This window comes from Parageobacillus thermoglucosidasius (genome assembly GCF_001295365.1).
Lineage (GTDB): Bacteria > Bacillota > Bacilli > Bacillales > Anoxybacillaceae > Parageobacillus > Parageobacillus thermoglucosidasius.
The window spans coordinates 2300245-2314083 of record NZ_CP012712.1 but is presented as its reverse complement, the minus strand read 5'-3'; the positions used below and the strand labels follow the sequence as shown (position 1 = coordinate 2314083).

The 13839-nt window shown below is 43.5% G+C and carries 12 protein-coding genes; 1 reads left to right on the top strand and 11 read right to left on the bottom strand.

The annotated features are described in order from the left end of the window. Positions 1-29: 29 nt before the first annotated feature. From AOT13_RS11390 to AOT13_RS11365, 6 genes are all read right to left on the bottom strand, one after another. Positions 30-989 (bottom strand): ABC transporter ATP-binding protein, encoded by a 960-nt coding sequence (locus AOT13_RS11390; RefSeq protein WP_042385683.1) that lies wholly within the window; start codon positions 987-989, stop codon positions 30-32. A 3-nt stretch (positions 990-992) separates the two neighbouring features. Beyond that, positions 993-2000 (bottom strand): ABC transporter ATP-binding protein, encoded by a 1008-nt coding sequence (locus AOT13_RS11385; protein ID WP_003250974.1) that lies wholly within the window; start codon positions 1998-2000, stop codon positions 993-995. 15 nt (positions 2001-2015) lie between these two features. Continuing rightward, entirely contained in the window at positions 2016-2957 is a 942-nt protein-coding gene (locus AOT13_RS11380) for an ABC transporter permease (protein ID WP_013877052.1), read from the bottom strand. A 2-nt stretch (positions 2958-2959) separates the two neighbouring features. Next, entirely contained in the window at positions 2960-3886 is a 927-nt protein-coding gene (locus tag AOT13_RS11375) for an ABC transporter permease (protein ID WP_003250978.1), read from the bottom strand. A 35-nt stretch (positions 3887-3921) separates the two neighbouring features. Next, the gene (locus AOT13_RS11370) at positions 3922-4770 is read right to left on the bottom strand and encodes a M55 family metallopeptidase (RefSeq protein ID WP_003250981.1); all 849 of its coding nucleotides are present in this window, start codon (positions 4768-4770) and stop codon (positions 3922-3924) included. A 144-nt stretch (positions 4771-4914) separates the two neighbouring features. Then, complete coding sequence (locus AOT13_RS11365) at positions 4915-5361, bottom strand: Lrp/AsnC family transcriptional regulator (RefSeq protein WP_013877053.1); 447 nt, start codon at positions 5359-5361, stop codon at positions 4915-4917. A 233-nt stretch (positions 5362-5594) separates the two neighbouring features. On the opposite strand from AOT13_RS11365, the gene AOT13_RS11360 reads away from it, so the two are divergent. After that, entirely contained in the window at positions 5595-6749 is a 1155-nt protein-coding gene (locus tag AOT13_RS11360) for an amidohydrolase (protein WP_003250985.1), read from the top strand. A gap of 85 nt (positions 6750-6834) precedes the next feature. Here the strand turns inward: AOT13_RS11360 and AOT13_RS11355 are convergent, their stop codons facing one another. From AOT13_RS11355 to gabT, 5 genes are all read right to left on the bottom strand, one after another. Then, entirely contained in the window at positions 6835-7599 is a 765-nt protein-coding gene (locus AOT13_RS11355) for an enoyl-CoA hydratase (protein WP_003250986.1), read from the bottom strand. A 116-nt stretch (positions 7600-7715) separates the two neighbouring features. Next, a complete protein-coding gene (locus AOT13_RS11350; protein ID WP_003250987.1) occupies positions 7716-9143 on the bottom strand; it encodes a sodium:solute symporter family protein in 1428 nt (475 codons plus the stop codon). Positions 9144-9186: 43 nt separating this feature from the next. Next, positions 9187-10533: an aspartate aminotransferase family protein gene (locus AOT13_RS11345; RefSeq protein WP_035502730.1), complete on the bottom strand. Its 1347-nt coding sequence runs from the start codon at positions 10531-10533 to the stop codon at positions 9187-9189. A 386-nt stretch (positions 10534-10919) separates the two neighbouring features. Further along, complete coding sequence (locus AOT13_RS11340) at positions 10920-12359, bottom strand: aldehyde dehydrogenase family protein (RefSeq protein WP_035502733.1); 1440 nt, start codon at positions 12357-12359, stop codon at positions 10920-10922. Positions 12360-12390: 31 nt separating this feature from the next. After that, positions 12391-13737, bottom strand: coding sequence for a 4-aminobutyrate--2-oxoglutarate transaminase (gabT, locus tag AOT13_RS11335; protein WP_003250994.1), 1347 nt, complete (start codon positions 13735-13737; stop codon positions 12391-12393). Between the last annotated feature and the right edge of the window lie 102 nt (positions 13738-13839).

Here is a 13839-nt window from a genome sequence, read left to right as displayed (position 1 = left end):
TTTTTTATCCCCCTTATATAATGAAATGTTTATTGATTATACAAATGGCAAGCAGTCCAATGGTTTTTCTTCACTTCTCTCCAAGCTGGCTCCATTTTGGAACAAATGTCCATGGCATATGGGCATCTTGTTCGAAATCTACAGCCGCTTGGAGGATGGACAGGACTAGGTGGATCTCCTGAGAGAACGATTCTTTCCCTTTTTCTAGCTAATCTTGGATTTGGGATCGGAATCGCTGACAAAAGCGCTTGTGTATAAGGATGCAACGGTTCTTCAAATAAATCAGAACTTTCTGCAATTTCCATCATTTTTCCAAGATACATCACTCCTATCCGGTCGCTAATATGTTTTACCATTCCCAGATCATGCGCGATAAACAAATAGGTTAAATTTTCTTCTCGTTTTAAATCATCGAGCAAGTTAACTACTTGCGCTTGAATCGAAACATCTAAAGCAGAGATCGGCTCATCGGCGACAATAAATTTCGGTTTTACCGCCAATGCACGCGCGATGCCAATCCGTTGTCTTTGCCCCCCGCTAAATTCGTGAGGAAACCGTTCAGCGTGCTCAGGATGCAGCCCCACTCTTTCAAGAAGGTGATACACTAATTCCTGCCTTTCTTTTCCTTTTGCCAAATGATGGGCATCAATCCCTTCCGCAATAATGTCGCCCACCCTCATTCGCGGATTTAATGATGCGTGCGGGTCTTGGAAAATCATTTGCATTTCTCGATTCAATTTTTTTTGCGTATGCCTATCTAAGCCCCCTAATTCATGGCCGTCAAAACGGATGTTGCCTGAAGTGGCAGGATAAAGACCGACAATCGTTTTTCCTAACGTCGATTTTCCGCTTCCGCTTTCGCCGACTAATCCAAACGTTTCTCCTTTGCGAATCGAGAAGGAAATCCCGTCTACCGATTTTACCGTTTGGTTAGGCCCGATCTTAAAATGCTTTTTTACATTTTCTACTTGAAGAATCTCCACAGCCATCCATTACTCCCTCCCTGCCGCAATGAACGCTTCCACTTTGGGAGCTCTCGGGTCATTCAGCCAGCAGCTCGCTGTGTGTCCATTCGAAATGTCGAATTCTTGCGGGCTTTTTTCTACACAAATTTCCATCGCATATGGACAACGCGGGGCAAATGGGCATCCTTTTGGCGGTGAAAAAAGATCCGGGGGAGAACCATCTATCGGCACTAGACGTTTCTTCTCTTTGTCATGCAAATTCGGAATAGAGCGCAATAGCCCCCATGTATACGGATGTTTAGGGTTTTCGAATATATCGAAAACGCTGCCTGTCTCCACTACGGTTCCGCCATACATAACGATAACCCGCTGCGCCATTTCAGCCACTACGCCTAGGTCATGCGTAATTAAGATAATCGACATCCCCATCTTTCTTTGCAAATCTTTCATTAAATCAAGAATTTGCGCCTGAATCGTAACATCTAGCGCCGTTGTCGGTTCATCCGCAATAAGCAGTTTCGGATTGCATGCTAAAGCGATCGCAATCACCACTCTCTGTCTCATTCCCCCGCTAAATTCATGGGGATATTGATGATATCTTTCTTCCGCGTTAGGAATTCCTACTAGACGCAACAACTCTATCGCTTTTTGCTTAGCTTCGGCTTTCGACAGTTTTTGATGTTTCCGTATCCCTTCTGCGATCTGTTTTCCGATTTTCATCGTTGGATTTAATGATGTCATCGGGTCTTGGAAAACCATTCCTATTTCTGAACCTTTTAATTTCCGCATTTCTTTTTTCGATAAATGGATAATATCTTTTCCATTAAAGCGGATGTTTCCAGCCTTAATGTTTTTCGTTGGAATTAGTCCCATAATCGTTTGAACGGTTACCGTCTTGCCGCTTCCGCTTTCCCCAACAATGGCGACAACTTCCCCTTGATCGATGGAAAACGAAACATCGCGCACTGCCTGAACTTCGCCGCCATATGTCGGGAATGTCACTTTAAGATGCTCTACTTCTAATAAATGGTTCATGGAGACAATCACCTCCTATTTTCCTGTTCTTGGATCTAGCGCATCTTGTAAGCCATCCCCAAATACGTTAAATGCAAACATGGTCAAAGCAATCATAAACCCAGGGAAAAACAGTCTCCACCATTGCCCGTTTAAAATAACCCCTAAAGCATCGTTTGCCATCGTTCCCCAGCTTGCAAACGGAGCTTGTACTCCTAATCCTAAAAAGCTTAAAAACGATTCAGCAAAGATCGCTTGTGGAATCGTAAAAGTTAAATTGACAATGATAATTCCTAATGTATTAGGCAACAAATGGCGGAAAATGATTTTCGTGTGTGACGTTCCTAATTTTTGGGCCGCCATCACATACTCTTGCTGCTTTAGCTGAAGAATTTGCCCTCTAATAATTCGGGCCATCCCTACCCATCCTGTAATCGAAAGTGCAATAATGATCGTCCATAATCCCGGCTCCATAATGACCATCAACAAAATCACAATTAACAGATACGGAATGCCGTATAATATTTCCACAATCCTCATTAAGATATTGTCAACACGATCCCCAAGTTTTCCTCGTCCCGCCATATATCCTGATATTCCGCCCACCAGCACTCCTATCACTAGATCAATTAACGCAGCGACAAGCCCAACGGTCAGCGATATGCGCGCCCCATACCAAGTTCGTGACCACATATCCCTTCCTAAATCATCCGTTCCAAACCAATGCTTGCTGGAAGGAGGCTGGCTGCCATTCGCCAAATTCTGCTCGGAATAGCTGTATGGAACTAGGTGGGGACCAACAATCGCCATAATGACAATAGATAATAAAAGAATCGCTCCCAGCATCGCCATTTTATTTTTAACAATATTGATAAGGACCTGTTTCCCAAAGCTAAGACTTGGTCTTTGAATGACGTCAGCTTCGAGCCTGCTGCGATCAATGGGGCGAAATAAAGCATCTTCTTTTTGTGGAATCATGCTTAGTCCCCCTTACTCGTTAACTTAATTCTTGGATCAATCAGGCGGTAAGAAATATCGATAAGAAACAACGTAATGACTAGAATTGTGCTAAAAAACACGGTTGTCCCTAAAATAACGGGATAGTCACGGTTAAAAATGCTGTCGACAAAATACTTTCCAAGCCCTGGTATGGCAAAAATTTTCTCAATCACAAAGGTGCCTGTAATTAAAACAGCAAATAATGGACCAATAAATGTAATGACTGGTAAAATCGCATTTCGGATACCATGCTTAATAACAATGGCTGCAGGGGACAGTCCTTTTGCTTCCGCTGTTTTAATATAATTTTGCCGCATTACTTCCAACATGCTAGAACGCATAAAACGGGCGATGACTGCCATTGGGGTAGTGGCTAAAGCGACAGATGGCAAAATCGAATGTGCCCATGTTCCCCAAGATGCTACAGGTAATAACTTCCATTCAACTGCGAAATATTTGATTAGCAAAGGCGCTAAAATAAAACTTGGAACGGAAATGCCGATAATCGCCAAAAACATGGCCAGGTGATCAAGCAACCGGTTATGGTTTAACGCAGCGATAATCCCTAGCAATATTCCAAACACAATCGCAATCACCAATGATTGCAATCCGAGAACGGCAGAAACAGGGAATCCATCAGCAATCAATGTATTGACATCCCTTGTTTCCGACTGAATCGACGGCCCTAAATCAAACGTTAATAAATTTTTCATATATAACACATACTGAACAGGCAACGGTTTATCCAAGTTATATTTCGCTCTAATATTTTGCAAAACTTCCTCTGGTAATACGTTGGCGTCTGAGGCAAACGGATCGCCAGGAATAGATTTCATAATAATAAATGTCAACGTAGCGATGAGCCAAACCGTAACAATCATTGTTAACAGGCGCTTGACAATATACATGCTCACCCCTCCTTCTTTGAATGTTTCATGTACCGTTAAGCATTTACGTGCCCTAATACTCCATTTGTTGCTGTCATCGCAATGATGACACATCCCCACATATGCTTATAAGCAGTGACAATATCATCACACGTAAACGTAATGGTCCGGGGGCCTATCAATGTGACTGTTGGAAGCGTTGTGGTCATCGTTGCTTGATTTGGCCCTTTAAATTCGATTTCGAATGTGACAGGCCCTTCGATTTTCAACGGCGGACATTGCTTTGCTTTTTGCACGGCCTTTTTTGCTTTTTCTTTAATCAACTCGTGCGCTTTTACAGGATGGAGCAATTCTGCCGCAAAACGGTCAAGCCCGCGTTTTACTACCACTGCTTCCACATGCGGCAATGTTTTGCGGACTTCATTGACATACGCATCATCTCCGGAAATAAAAATGGCAGGAACGCCATAATAACCAGCTACGAATGCACTCATCTCCGTTTCGCCAACAACATGGCCGTTAATCTTAATTTCGTTAACACAAATTCCCGCTAAACTGTGGCTGATGATCGTTCTTTCCGAACCATTCTCACGCCCATGGTGGCCGACAAACATAATGCCGTCAAAACTGTCGTCAAGCCCCTCAAGCTGGCACATGACTCGATTGCTGCCGGAAATAAGTCGGGCTCTTGGATCTAACTCTTCAATGAGAATGTTAGACATGTTTCCATGGCCATCAGCAACCACCACTTCCGTTGCTCCTCCAAGAAATGCTCCCTCAATGGCAGCATTCACATCTTGCGTCATAAGCTTGCGAAACCGCTGGTACTCGCTATTTGTTTTTAGCTGCTGGTTAGTCGCAACTCCCGAAATTCCTTCCATGTCCGCTGAGATAAAAAATTTCATAGTATTCACACCTCTTTACTTAATATTAATGATAAAAAGTTGAACGCTCATTAAATAATAGAACACTCGTTCATTTACCTTCGTTGTTTTCCAATCTCTTTATCAATGATTTTCGTGAGTGAACAACCACATCTAACACGATAATTAAATGTAATCAAATGTATTTTTGTACACCTCGAGTTGGATAATGGTATTCATTTCAACAATTCCTTGAATGTTGTTTAATGCCTTTACCACATCTGTAATCTCATCTTGACTCGGAACCGCGATTTGGATTAAAAGCTGATAACATCCAGAGGTTAACGTAATATAGCGGACCTCTTTCATTTCTTTTAATCGACTAATGACATCTGACAATTTTTGTGGCTCCACTTTTAGTTGAATGATGGCCCCTGCCCGAATTCCGATCGCAATCGGATTGACCACTCCCACTACTTCGAGAATCTCATGATCAATCAAGTTTTTATATCTTGTCCGAACAGTTTTTTCTGTTACATTCAATCTGCTAGCAATTTCTGTGAACGACATTCTTCCATCATTAGACAATAATTTAATAATTTGTCTATCCAGTTCATCAATCACGTACTTCATAATTACCCCTTTTCTATACTATTTTTGTATTTTTGTATTTTTAAAAGTTATTGAAACTAAATTATGATACCGGTTTACAATACAAAAAATATAATTTATTATCTTAATTAGGACTATTTGATTTTTTATTATAATTATAATTATTTAAAAATTCAATAGTGTTTTTTATTACTTAGTAGAAAAATTTTTTACAAATCTTTTATAATTTTTTTACAAAAGGAGAGATAGTAGCGATGATTGTTATTCATGGCGGCACACTGTTAGTAGGAAACGGGGAAAAAATCGAAAATGCTTGCATTGTCGTAGAAAACGGGAAAATTAAAGAGGTAGAGCATCAAGTACAAAAACATCCCTTCTGTCATGGTGCTCATATCATTGATGCGACAGGAAAATTTATTACACCAGGCTTAATTGACGTTCATACCCATCTTGGCGTCCATGAAGAAGGCATTGGAAAAGAAGGACATGACTTTAATGAAATTAGTTCTCCAGCTACTCCCCATGTGAGAGCGATCGATGGAATTAATCCAAAAGATAAAGGATTTGATGATGCAAGAAGAGCAGGAGTAACTACTGTGCAAGTGATGCCGGGAAGCGCTAACGTCATTGGCGGAGAAATGGTGGTTATCAAAACAGCGGGGCAAACTGTTGATGAAATGGTCGTGAGAAACCCTTCCGGAATGAAAGCGGCTTTTGGTGAAAATCCAAAACGGTTCTATGGGGATAAAGGAAAACTCCCAACAACAAGAATGGGAATTGCCGCCCTGTTTCGCGAACAGTTTATTCAAGCGCAAACATATCTGCAAAAAGTAGAGAATGGAAAAGAAGTCGATCGTGATTTAAAAATGGAAAATTTAGCAAAAGTATTAAAAAAAGAAATGCCGCTGCGCGTTCACGCACACCGTGCGGATGACATTATGACGGTAATTCGTTTGGCAAAAGAATTTGGTTTTACATATACGATTGAGCATTGCACCGAAGGTCATCATGTCGCCCGTTACCTCGCAGAAAACAGAATACAGGTATCCGTCGGCCCAACCATGTCTACCCGTTCAAAAGTTGAGCTTGCCGATAAAGGTTGGCATACACTGCTTGCTTTACGCGATGCCGGAGTGCCTTTTTCGATTACAACAGACCACCCTGTCGTCGGTATTGAACATTTAATGACAAGCGCGATTCTTGCCGTCAAACACGGGCTTGAAGAATCCCTTGCCCTGCAGGCGATTACATTAAATGCGGCAAAACATTTGGGAATCGAGGATCGCGTCGGTTCGGTGGAAGTCGGGAAAGACGCGGATATTGTCATTTGGAGCGGCGACCCATTCGATTTGCGGCAAAACGTGGAAATGACGATGATTAACGGACGTATCGTATTTCAAAGAGACTAATCATGTTTAATTATGAAGGGAATAGCTTAAGCCCTTGTCGAAGCATCTTTGCTAAAAGATCTTCAACAAGGGCGTTTTCATTATCTTATTTCCCTTGAAACTTTGGCTTCCGCTTTTCTAAAAAGGCGCGCACTCCTTCTTGATGATCTTCCGTTTGCCGCATTTTTTGCTGTTCCTCTGTTTCGAACTGAAGCACTTTTAACAATTCATCTTTTGTCAAATTAACGTACAACTTCTTCGTCGCGATCATCGCCTGCAGCGGTTTTGCCTGCCATTCGGCGATTTTTTCTTCCGCTTTAGCTTCATCGTCAACAACTATGTCGACAATGCCGAGTTCATACGCTTCTTCAGCGTTCATCAGTTTTCCTTCCCAAATGATATGCTTTGCCTTGACTTGTCCGACTCGCTTCGCCAAAAGAAAATGTCCGCCGCCATCTGGAATCAGTCCGATGCCGATAAAATTCATCGCCAGGCGCGCTTCTTTCGTGGCGATGACATAATCGCTCGCTAAAGCAAAGCTTAGTCCAAGCCCCGCCGCCGGTCCATGGACGACAGAAACGACGATTTTCGGCATGCTGTATAACGACATAATAACTTCTTGAATGGTATTCATGATTTCAGGAAATCTTTCTGGATCGTCAGCACTTAGCATCGTTTTTATATCGCCGCCGGCGGAAAATCCTCTTCCTTTTCCGCGAATGAGAACGATCAGCGCATCGCTTTGCTCAATTTGCCGCAATGCTTCGAGCAGCTCCTTTAACATTTGTTCATTCATCGCGTTTAACGAATCCGGACGGTTCAGCTCCAATACCGCCACATTTCCTGAAAATGACAGAATGATCGTTTCCATGTTTATCCCCCTTGCTTGACCAAATTTCTTATATTAAATTTCTCATATTATTGTAAAACTCCTTTAATTTTTTTAAGAAAAAAACCGTATCACCCAAAAGGGGATACGGGTTTCCGTTAAAGCGCACCTTGTTCATCTTCCCACTCTTCCAAGACGATGTTGCCTTTTTGCATGTTGGAAGATGGCTGCAGATAAGAAAAGATAATCATAGAAACAATGCTGGCTGCAATCCCATACATAATCGGATTGGTAGAACTTAATCCTTCCACTGCCAAACCGACAAGCACGACCAGCGAACTAATAATAATCGAATAGAAACCAGCTTTCGCTGTCGCCTTTTTCCAGAAGAAACCGAGAACTACAGGAACAAAAATGGCGCCGGATAAAATCGCATAAGCCACATCCAAGGCAACGAGCACATCTTGAATCCAAATGGCAAACGTAATTGCAATAACTCCTATGGCTAACGTGATCATTCGTGACAGAAAAACAAACTTTTGATCACTAATGTCTTTTAGCCAATACTGCTTCAAAATATCATGTGATAAAAGAGTAGAAGAAGCAAGCAACGTTCCAGAAGCAGTGGACATGAGCGCAGAACATACACTTGCCAAAATGAGCCCTAACAAACCGTGCGGCAAGATCGTCAGCGACATTTTTGCAAATACATTTTGCGGATCGTTAATGGTTGGGAAAACAATGACTGCACACATGCCAATAATGCTTAATGCTAATGCATAGGCAAAGCTGTATAGACCGGCGTATACTGCACCGCTCCTGGCAATTTTGGTTGTGCGCGCCGTAAACACCCGCTGCCAAATATCCTGTGATACCACCATTCCTAAAGTATATAGTAAAAAGTATTGAAAAATGTTCGTCCATCCCATTGATGTCAGATCAAAATGCGTGGCAGGCAATTGTTCAGAGAGCGATTTCCATCCGCCAACATAGGATAAACTAAGCGGCAGCATAACGAAAAAAATGCCGACTGTCATGACGATAAACTGAATAATATCTGTCATGGTAACACTCCACATTCCCCCGAGAATCGTATAAAACAGCACGATTCCACCGCCGACTAACATCGAAACCGTCATATCCCAGCCAAGCACAGCGTGAATAATAGTCCCCATTCCTATTACTTGCGTAACGGAAACCATCATCGTGTAAATAGCTGCCACAAGGGCGCTGATCAAGCGTGTTTCTTTATTGTACCGGCGTCCAAGCAATTCACTAATCGTAGTAACATTTGCACCATAAATTTGATGAATAAAAAACAAACCGAGCACGGTAATTCCAAGACCAATCATGAATACAAACCATATGCCTGAAAGCCCGAATTGATACCCTAATTTAGCTGTTCCTATCGTCGAGGCGCCGCCAAGAATGACCGCAGACAGACAGCCAAGATAGACAAACAATCCGAGATTTCTGCCGGCAAGCGCATAGTCCTCTACTGTTTTCGCTCTTTTTACCCCCAAAACCCCCACAATAATTAAAAGAAGAAAATAAAATAGAATAACCCCCGTATCAAGCATGCTCATGAAAATTCCCCCATCCTCTTATTTTTACACAAATGAACGGCTGTTATTTCCCAGTCATTTTTGTCATCATCGGATGTGCGCCAATTTCCGTTTCATATTCTGTCAATGCTTCATCCAGCATGTTTAATCCTTCGTCAATCTGCTCTTTCGTCACAGTCAGCGGCGGGATCATGCGAATAACCTCCCCTTTGTTCCCGCACAGATAGAAAAGGACTCCTTTTTGCAGGCAGCGGTGCAAAATCTTCATCACTCCCTCTCCGTTCGGTTCGCCAGTATGTGGATGAACAATCTCAATGCCGATCATAAGCCCGATCGAACGCACATCTCCAATCACCGGATGCTTCGTTTTCAGCACCTCAAGTTTTGCGCGGGCATATTCCCCAACTTTTTTGCAATTTTCCAGCAAGTTTTCTTCTTTAAATACTTCTAATGTCGCAAGCGCTGCCGCACATGCGATGGGGTTGCCGCCGAACGTTGTGCCATGGCTCCCTGGCGGCCATTGCTGCATCAACTCTTTCGAGGCAACCGTTGCGCTTAGCGGAAGGCCGGAAGCAATTCCTTTGGCGATCGCCATAATGTCTGGAGTGACGCCGAATGTTTGTGCCGCAAACCATTCACCAGTGCGGCCAAACCCCGTCTGCACCTCATCGAAAATAAGTAAAATTCCGTGGCGGTCACAAATTTCTCTTATTTTGTGCAGCCAGCCTTTAGGCGGCACAATATACCCGCCTTCTCCAAGCACCGGTTCCAAAATCATGCATGCCACTTCTTCCGGAGTGACTTGGTGGGCAAATAAAGAAGCCGCATCTTTTTCAAGCTGATTCGCAACATACACGTCCGGATCTTCCCCGTCCGGACAATCTTTTGGATTGGCATATGGCAGTTGATACGTCAATCCGTTTGGCTGCAAATATTTCCGGTATTTGCTTTTGGACGTACTTACACTAAGCGCTCCTAAAGAACGGCCATGAAAACATCCTGTAAACGAAACGACATACGGCCTTCTTGTCACATATTTTGCCAATTTAATCGCTCCTTCGATCGCCTCCGTTCCGCTGTTCGCAAAAAAGAAGCAGTTCAGACCTTTCGGCATAATATGCGTTAATTCTTCAGCCAAACGAAGGATCGATTCATACATGATTACTCCGCTCGGCCCATGCATAAGGCGGTCCGCGGCATCTTTGATGGCTTGTACGACTTTCGGATGGCGATGCCCTGTATTGGCAACTGCAATACCGGAAGTAAAATCAAGATACCTTTTTCCATCCAATCCGTAGTAGTAGCATCCTTCCTCCTTCACCACCGGCAAGTTCGGATGGTCTTTGGCCATCGCTGGCGCAAGTAAATCCGACATTTTATGAAAGAGGTTCATCCAGTTGCCATTCTCCATCACGTTACATTCTCCCCTTTAGTAAAAATGAGTTTGCTTATAAAAATAATGTGCAAATATCATGCCAACATTTGCATAATTATAAATTTTTAAATTGTTTAAAAATAAAAATTTTCCTATATCTTTTGCTATTTCTAGTGCCATTTTATTCTCATCATAACTTGTCCCCATTCTCTGAAATGTTAGAATCACTTTGGAATAAAAGAATGGCTAATTTCTTCATTCCCGCCATTCCGCTTGTGCGTCCTTCATCTCATCCGCCCTCCGTGTTATTGGTTATTTTTAATTCATTTTAGAATTTAAAAAATTCACTTTTGAATTAACCAGCGATTCGTTTTGGAATAAAAGAAAAACCGTACCACCAAAAAAGGTGATACGGTTCATGATTACCGATTGCGGTTAAAAATAACCAATTTCAATTCTGTCATCTCTTCAATCGCATAGCGAATCCCTTCGCGGCCGAATCCGCTCTCTTTTACGCCGCCATATGGCATATGATCGACACGGAATGTCGGGATGTCGTTGATGAGCACACCGCCGACATGTAATTTTTCTGCCGCTTCCCATGCAACATGGACGTTATCCGTATAGACGCCTGCTTGCAATCCATAGCGGGAGTCGTTGACAAGCTCAATCGCCTCTTCGATGGAGCCGACGCGGTTAATCAAAACGATCGGCGCAAACACTTCCTGGCACGATACTTTCATCGTTGGCTGTGCGTCCAAAATAACGGTTGGAAGCAAGATGTTTCCATCCCGTTCACCACCAAGCGCGACTTTAGCACCGCCTTGTTTCGCTTCTTCAATCCATGCGAGCGCCCGATCGACATCTTTTGGCGTGATTAATGCAGAAACATCCGTGTTTGGATCCAGTGGATCCCCTGCTTTCAGTTGTTTCGCAGCGGCAATAAATTTTTCGACAAACTCGTCATACCGCTTTTCATGCACATAAATGCGCTGAAGCGAGATGCATACTTGCCCTTGGAAGGAAAACGCGCCAAAAACGCAGCGTGGAATAATGCGGTCAATATCCACTTGTTCATCAACAATAACGGCAGAGTTGGAGCCAAGCTCAAGCGTGACCCGCTTTAAGCCCGCTTTATTGCGGATGCCGATTCCGACTTCCGGGCTGCCGGTAAAGGTAATCATACTGATGCGCGGATCAGTGACAATTTTATCACCGACTGTTCTGCCGCTTCCTGTGACAACGTTTAACGCTCCTTTTGGCAGCCCTGCTTTTTCAAACAGCTCCGCGATAAAGTAGGCGGAAAGCGGCGTTTGGCTCGCTGGTTTTAACACGACTGTATTGCCCGAGGCAATCGCTGGACCGAGTTTATGCGCCACTAAGTTCATCGGGAAGTTAAACGGTGTTATCGCGCCGATGACGCCGATCGGTTCACGCACAGTAAAGGCGACGCGATTTTCCCCGCCTGGCGCCGCATCAAGCGGAATCGTCTCCCCATGAATCCGTTTTGCTTCTTCGGCGGCAAATTTATACGTTTGAATCGTCCGCGCTATTTCCCCTTTTGCTGTTGTAATCGGTTTGGCTGCTTCAAGCGCAATGATGCGCGCCGCTTCTTCCGCCCGCTCTTGCAGCTGTGCGACCACTTTCTCTAAAATCTCTGCCCGCTTGTATGCCGGCAGGCTGGCCAATTCTTTTCTTGCTTCATACGCTGCCGCAATGGCTTGTTCGACTTCCTCTTCTGTGGCTATAGGAATTTCTGCCAACGCTTCCCCTGAATAAGGGGACGTCAATGTAGCATACGATTTTGCATCCACCCATTCACCGTTAATATACAGTTTCTTTTTCTCCACCGTCGTTTTCATCGTACTCCCCTCTTTCTTCATTGTTACCTCATCATGCCAATTCATGAATAACTTCCTCGATCACATCCAATGCTTCCGCCAACTGCTCATCGGTAATCACAAGCGGCGTTAATAGGCGAATGACATTGCTGTATATGCCGGCGCTCATGACAATGACGCCGCGTTGATGGCATTCTCGCAAAATAGCCGCTGTTAATTCTTTATTCGGCGCTTTTGTCTCCGAATCCTTCACAAATTCCATTGCCACCATTGCTCCAAGTCCCCGCACATCACCAACTGTTTCGTATTTTTCCTGGAGCTGCCTGAACCGGTTTATTACTGTTTGCCCGATCACATTGGCACGCTCGACTAACTGTTCTTGCTGCAGCATATCAATGACTTGCAATGCCGCGACACAGCCAAGCGGGCTGCCTCCATATGTCCCACCGATTTCTCCCGGATTTGGCGCGTCCATTACCTCTGCTCTTCCAGTCACCGCACTGATTGGTACACCGGCGCCAATGGATTTCGACATCGTTATTAAATCTGGGACAACCTCAAAATGTTCCATCGCAAACATCTTTCCAGTTCGTCCAAATCCTGTTTGGATTTCATCTGCTATAAATAGGATACCATATTTTTCACAAATTTGTTTTACCCCTTGCACAAACGTTTTCGATGGAACAATAAAGCCACCTTCGCCTTGCACCGGCTCCATGATGATCGCCGCTACTTCTTCTGCCGGAACTTCAGATACAAAAAAGTCTTCCAGACGTCTTAAAATCTCTGCATCTAATTCTTCGTTTGTCATGCCAGATGGCTTGCGGTAATAATATGGATACGGCATTTTGTACGTATCTGGCGCAAACGGGCCAAATCCCAATTTATACGGTTTTACTTTACTTGTGAGCGACATCGCAAGAAGGGTCCGTCCGTGGAACCCTCTTTCAAAAGAGATAATCGCTTTTCTGCCTGTATATTTCCGGGCAATCTTAACAGCGTTTTCGACTGCTTCCGCTCCGCTATTTACGAAAAATGTTTTTTTATGATGTGTGCCTGGAGTAATTTCATTTAATTTTTCTGCTAATTGAATATACGGCTCATACATCATCACATGGAAACAAGGATGAATATACTGCTCAACTTGAGCTTTTATCGCTTCCACCACTTTCGGCGGGCAATGACCAACATTGAGGCTGCCAATCGCCCCGGCAAGATCAATAAACGTGTTTCCATCGACATCTGTTAAGAGTGCGCCTTCCCCTTTGGCAGCAAACGTAGATAATGTATTAAACGGCCCCCGGGGAACGTTCTGTTCTTTTTTTCTTAGTAATTCTGTCGCTTTCGGCCCCGGGATCGCTGTTTTTAACTGTATAAATTTTTTTGCTTCTGTCTTCATCTATTTCTCCCTCCGTCACTTTGTCTTCACTTTATTTTAGATGCAAAAAACATGCCAAAGATGTCCGCTAAATAAACAGGAATTTTATGTTTTTTGAATAAT

Bases quoted from the DNA above. Each gene is read 5' to 3' on its own strand.
- AOT13_RS11390 (WP_042385683.1), bottom strand. From the start codon at position 989: ATGGCTGTGGAGATTCTTCAAGTAGAAAATGTAAAAAAGCATTTTAAG.
- AOT13_RS11385 (WP_003250974.1), bottom strand. From the start codon at position 2,000: ATGAACCATTTATTAGAAGTAGAGCATCTTAAAGTGACATTCCCGACA.
- AOT13_RS11380 (WP_013877052.1), bottom strand. From the start codon at position 2,957: ATGATTCCACAAAAAGAAGATGCTTTATTTCGCCCCATTGATCGCAGC.
- AOT13_RS11375 (WP_003250978.1), bottom strand. From the start codon at position 3,886: ATGTATATTGTCAAGCGCCTGTTAACAATGATTGTTACGGTTTGGCTC.
- AOT13_RS11370 (WP_003250981.1), bottom strand. From the start codon at position 4,770: ATGAAATTTTTTATCTCAGCGGACATGGAAGGAATTTCGGGAGTTGCG.
- AOT13_RS11365 (WP_013877053.1), bottom strand. From the start codon at position 5,361: ATGAAGTACGTGATTGATGAACTGGATAGACAAATTATTAAATTATTG.
- AOT13_RS11360 (WP_003250985.1), top strand. From the start codon at position 5,595: ATGATTGTTATTCATGGCGGCACACTGTTAGTAGGAAACGGGGAAAAA.
- AOT13_RS11355 (WP_003250986.1), bottom strand. From the start codon at position 7,599: ATGGAAACGATCATTCTGTCATTTTCAGGAAATGTGGCGGTATTGGAG.
- AOT13_RS11350 (WP_003250987.1), bottom strand. From the start codon at position 9,143: ATGAGCATGCTTGATACGGGGGTTATTCTATTTTATTTTCTTCTTTTA.
- AOT13_RS11345 (WP_035502730.1), bottom strand. From the start codon at position 10,533: ATGGAGAATGGCAACTGGATGAACCTCTTTCATAAAATGTCGGATTTA.
- AOT13_RS11340 (WP_035502733.1), bottom strand. From the start codon at position 12,359: ATGAAAACGACGGTGGAGAAAAAGAAACTGTATATTAACGGTGAATGG.
- gabT (WP_003250994.1), bottom strand. From the start codon at position 13,737: ATGAAGACAGAAGCAAAAAAATTTATACAGTTAAAAACAGCGATCCCG.